Source organism: Vibrio sp. 10N.222.48.A3 (assembly GCF_041475345.1).
Classification (GTDB): Bacteria; Pseudomonadota; Gammaproteobacteria; order Enterobacterales; family Vibrionaceae; genus Vibrio; species Vibrio tasmaniensis_A.
The window spans coordinates 1-4,815 of the sequence record NZ_JBFRVX010000694.1 but is presented as its reverse complement, the minus strand read 5'-3'; the positions used below and the strand labels follow the sequence as shown (position 1 = coordinate 4,815).

Genomic DNA, 4,815 nt, shown 5'->3' with positions numbered 1-4,815 from the left:
CAACTAGTTTACTATGCAAAACAGTAAGAATTTACTTCGAGGGAGTTCAAAAATGCCACGTAGCTATATTTCCTAATTATGTCGCCTTTGAGCGTATGAAAGAACGACTCCACCTCCGCATTATCAGTACAATGACCTGGACGATTCATACTCGGGACAATTCCATTTTTTGATAGTAAAGCTTGAACTTCATGGGCTCGATATTCAGAGCCTCTGTCGGTATGAAACAATAATCGCTCTTGTGGCTTTCGATTTCTAATTGCCATTCTCAACGAACTCATCGTTAGCTGTGTACTCTTCTTGCTACCAAGCGACCAACCGACGATTTTACGCGAGTAAAGATCGATAACGACCGCTAGATACATCCAACGTTTACCTTGCTTTATATACGTTAGATCTCCAGACCATTGTTGATTAACTGCCGTTGGTTTTGGTGTATCTTTTTCAATATTCTTAATCGATTGATAGAACCGATGTAGCTTGGCCATCTTTAGGTAAATCCGATAACTTCGCGCTCGTAGGCCTTGCTCTCTCATGATCCGAGCCACACGCTTGCGGCTAACCAAAACTCCTTGGCGCCTAAGCTCTGCATGAACCCTTGGACTACCGTAGGTCTCTTGACTCTGAGAAAACACTTTAATTATTCGCTTCTTCAAAGCCTGCTCTTCTTGAGCATAGCGACTTGGCTCTCTGCCAAGCCATGCGTAGTAACCCGACTTAGAAACAGATAGAAAACGGCACATCAATACTATGGAATAACGTGTTTTGTAATGGGCTATGAATCGGAATTTTGTCGATTTTCTTGGGCAACGAATCGTTGCCATTTTTTTAACAAGTCATTCTCGAGCTTAAGTTGTTCGTTCTGACGTTCAAGCTCTGCAATCCGACTAGACTCAGTTTTCTGGCTCGGGATCTGAGTCCTTTTCTTGCGTTTATCTTCCATAATACCCCCTTCTCGATAGTCCTTTCGCCATTTAGAAAGCATATAAGGGTGGATATCTAATGATAGCGCCACGCTTTTAACTGTAGCTCCTTCTCGAAGCGAAAATCGGATGGCAATTACCTTAAATTCCGTGGGATATTGTTGAGTTTTTTACCTGATTTATAAGCTGGCATAAACACCTCCAATTACAATTGAAGGTGTCCAGTAGATCGGGTCAACTACAGAATCTGTCTTAAACAGGTTGTTGAACGAAGCCGCTGCGCGGCAGAGTAAAACAAGTGCAAGCCATACTCTTGTCACACCATCACCCTGATGGTCGTTGACAGGAGTAACTTATGAATCCCACCGACTTAGAACGCTACAACGCCCTTTATGAACAACACCTTACCAACCTAAAGCTGCAAGGTAAACGACCCGCGACCATTGATGCCTATTCTCGTCCTGTTCGTCGGATCACCGCTCATTTCGATCACGTTCCTGACACATTAACCACGGCCGATCTCAAACAGTTCTTTGCGTCTCTTATCCAAACCCACTCGTGGAGCACCATTAAACTCGATCGTAATGGCTTGCAGTTTTTCTATCGCTACACACTGGGTAAACAGTGGGAGTGGCTCAATATCGTCAAGCCGCCACAGGTAAAACGACTGCCTGACATACTCACACCGCAACAAGTCAGCTCGCTGATTAACCACACGCGACAAGCCCGTTATCAAGTGTTCTTCTTAACTCTTTACAGCATGGGATTACGCCTTGGTGAAGGACTCAACCTTACGGTTCACGATATCGACAGCCAAACGATGCGGGTTCACATACGCGAAGGAAAAGGCGGCAAAGACCGAATGGTGCCGCTTCCTCTGCGAACGCTTAAGGCACTCCCCACACACTGGCTCAGCCACAAGCACCCTCGCTTACTGTTTCCCGGGCTTGGAAAAGGTGACGACGCACCGATGGACAGAGGCGGTATTCAAAAAACCATGAAGCTTGTGCTCAAAGAGTGTGACATCCAAAAACACGCCAGCCCCCACTCTCTCAGACACTGCTTTGCAACGCACTTGCTTGAGCAAGGGCTTGACCTGCGTTCACTGCAAACGCTGCTGGGTCACGCAAGCCTTAATACCACAGCCCGTTACACCCGAATGACTGCGCTAAAACAACGCGATGCTGCGATGGCCATCAACCATTTAACTGACGCTCTAGACTTAACGGGGAGCATTACATGAGTACCTTTATTGAACTGCTTCGCCAACACCACTCTACGCTTAAGCGTCACTATCATGCGCAGCTCAATGGCGATATGCATCGGGCCATTGGTGCGATGCTGCGTTGCAAAACAGAGCAACAAGGTCGGTCACAGTGGTTTTGCAGCCACTGCCATCACGACGACCGATTACCGCTTTCTTGTGGTGATCGACACTGCCCTCAATGCCAACAACGCACCACTTCTGACTGGCTACAACGTCAGCAGCAAAAGCGGTTACCTGTTCACTATTTCATGGTGACCTTAAACATACCGTATCAACTAAGGGTTTTAGCAAGGCATCAACCTAAAGCGACATATAACGGTATGTTTAAGGTTGCGTCGGGGGTTTTAAAGGACTTTGCGAAGAGGCAGATGCAAGGTGAACTTGGGTTTACAGCCGTGCTGCATACCCACAGCCGACAACGAAACTTGCACCCACACCTGCACATTATTGTGGCGGCAGGCCAATACGACCCATCAAGACAAACGTGGCACAAAGGCAACAAACGTTACCTTTTTAACGCATTTGCTTTAGCCAAAGTCTGGCGAGCAAGAATGCTAGAAGCAATTAATCAGCACCCAACGTTGTGGCTGCCGAGTGGCATTCCCAAACAATGGGTGGTCGATTGTAGGCAGGTTGGTTATGGTCAGGCTGCACTGAGCTATTTAGCTCGCTATCTCTATCGTGGTGTGTTGCCTGATGAAGACATCATCCATATCACCGATGATACGGTCACGTTCCGCTATAAAGAGAGCCAAACCAATACATGGCGAACGCGCACTTTGCCCATCCTTAAGTTCTTGCTGCTCATTTTGCAGCACGTGCTCCCCAAAGGGTTACAGCGAGTAAGAGACTACGGATTTTTACGTGGTCAAGCACACGCCTTAAGAGTTCGTATTCAGCTGTTGCTGTTGAACCTACTCTATATGATGCCGCCAGTACCAGCACCGGTAAGGAGCAAAGCGATGCGAGTATGCCCTTGCTGTGCACATGAGATGGCGTGCGTTGGAGTAAGCCGACCCATGTAGCCGAAAGGCATTTGATAATAAGGAGAATGGCATTAGCGAAATCAGAGGAGATGTGACGACGAAAGAAACGAAAAACAGCTAACTGTTTGATAAGATTGCTATCGCAATCTTATCTTGACCTCGCTCGCCTTGAGAAAAGCCTCAAAGCGATGTGCCCTTCAAATGCAATCGTACAATTTACTTAATAGAGTGGCTTCGGGCTTGTTCAACACTTGGGATTTAGTGTTGGCTGCGCAACACCTTAATCCTTATTCGTTAGCATTATTTTTTCACTATAGATTCGATATCTTCACGATATAAAACCGCCTGCTCTTTATCGTATAATTCACTTACAATAGATTTTATACCCATAGTTATTTCTGAGATATCAAAAGGCGCATTTTTCCGCTTTCCCTTAAACGAATACAAGTAATGAACTCCGTCTTTGTAAAGGATCCTGTCGAACCTTTCAAATTGGATATATGAGCCTTTTTCACTCATAGTGATAACTAAACTTCCCTCTCTATACGGGAGATCTTTTGGTTTACATGTATATGTCGAAAGACGATAACTTTCTTCTGATTCAACTTCAGGGTCTTGATCTTGAATTAACTCAAACGCTTGCTGATATGTTTCTGAGACCAATTCTCTGTCCCAGATAAACAAAGGAATTGCTTGATTGTGATCATCTGCTAACCAGCTATCTAGAGTAGACTTTGCTTTAACAGATTGATTTGCCGCTTGAGATTCAAAGAATGATTGCTTGTATAGTTCGAATTGATGCTCAAAATTCTTTTCTTGGCAGTTAAGCACTAATGGAGATGACTTAAGATTTTCTACTTTGGTTAGATATTCATTATATAGGTCTTCTGATTCTAGAAAGACTAACGTATCTCTTTTTAAGCTAACACCTAGTGCAGTGAAATTCGCACTGCCAATAATAACGACATTAGGTTCAATTAAGTATAGCTTCCAGTGTGTACTATTCGCATAGCGAAAATCCATATAAATATTTAAATTTTCAGACTCTAAGTCTATTAGATTCTCAATATACTTTGGTGAAGAAAATGAATTAATTGTACCAACAATTAATTCCACATTATTTCTAGCTGTCAATCCTTTAACTATTGATTCTGTCCCACTAGCAAATGCGGAGACAATTGTAATTTTGGAGTCGTTAACTGCATCAAAAATTTGTCCCAACTCACTATATTGTTCAATAATTTTCATTTTTACCTCTGAACTGAAAATAATGCTAACGATTAGCTAAGTGGCTAACAAACCTACCACTTCACTCAATTAAAACACCTTAAACACACGACTAAACCAAGCTAAAGATGCCAAGCGTTTGTTAGTCCGTCTTTAGCGCCTTGTTAGCTGATTGCACAATGATACGTGGCATACCAAGATGTTGATTACTTTGACTTTACGCCCAGCGAGCACAAAAACCAAGCCTTACGTTAAAAACTCAAACACAACCCAAAAAAGTGCTTGGCAAAGAAGAGGTAATAGTAAAACTTCAATCCAAAAAGGTCGGCTGAATTTGAAAAGGATGCTTTCGAAGCAGTTAATGAAATGTGCTCATGAGTATGAGAATTTATCTAGCCTCACAACATCCAAG

3 protein-coding genes and 1 pseudogene are annotated in these 4,815 nt (G+C 43.6%); 2 read left to right on the top strand and 2 right to left on the bottom strand.

Annotated elements, in window-relative coordinates:
* Window positions 1–59 precede the first annotated feature (59 nt).
* Window positions 60–1,116, bottom strand: a pseudogene (locus AB4653_RS18540) (IS3 family transposase); the annotation flags it as partial.
* A gap of 162 nt (window positions 1,117–1,278) precedes the next feature.
* Here AB4653_RS18540 and AB4653_RS18535 point away from each other — a divergent pair.
* A complete protein-coding gene (locus AB4653_RS18535; RefSeq protein WP_372104951.1) occupies window positions 1,279–2,166 on the top strand; it encodes a tyrosine-type recombinase/integrase in 888 nt (295 codons plus the stop codon).
* The gene (locus AB4653_RS18530) at window positions 2,163–3,215 is read left to right on the top strand and encodes a transposase (RefSeq protein WP_136975341.1); all 1,053 of its coding nucleotides are present in this window, start codon (window positions 2,163–2,165) and stop codon (window positions 3,213–3,215) included. Before AB4653_RS18535 ends, AB4653_RS18530 begins: the two co-directional genes overlap by 4 nt.
* Window positions 3,216–3,476: 261 nt before the next feature.
* Here AB4653_RS18530 and AB4653_RS18525 read toward each other — a convergent pair whose 3' ends face one another.
* Window positions 3,477–4,424 (bottom strand): phospholipase D family protein, encoded by a 948-nt coding sequence (locus AB4653_RS18525; protein ID WP_102258036.1) that lies wholly within the window; start codon window positions 4,422–4,424, stop codon window positions 3,477–3,479.
* Window positions 4,425–4,815 lie beyond the last annotated feature (391 nt).

Excerpts from the sequence above, each read along its gene's own strand:
- AB4653_RS18535 (WP_372104951.1), top strand. The coding sequence starts at position 1,279 with ATGAATCCCACCGACTTAGAACGCTACAACGCCCTTTATGAACAACAC.
- AB4653_RS18530 (WP_136975341.1), top strand. The coding sequence starts at position 2,163 with ATGAGTACCTTTATTGAACTGCTTCGCCAACACCACTCTACGCTTAAG.
- AB4653_RS18525 (WP_102258036.1), bottom strand. The coding sequence starts at position 4,424 with ATGAAAATTATTGAACAATATAGTGAGTTGGGACAAATTTTTGATGCA.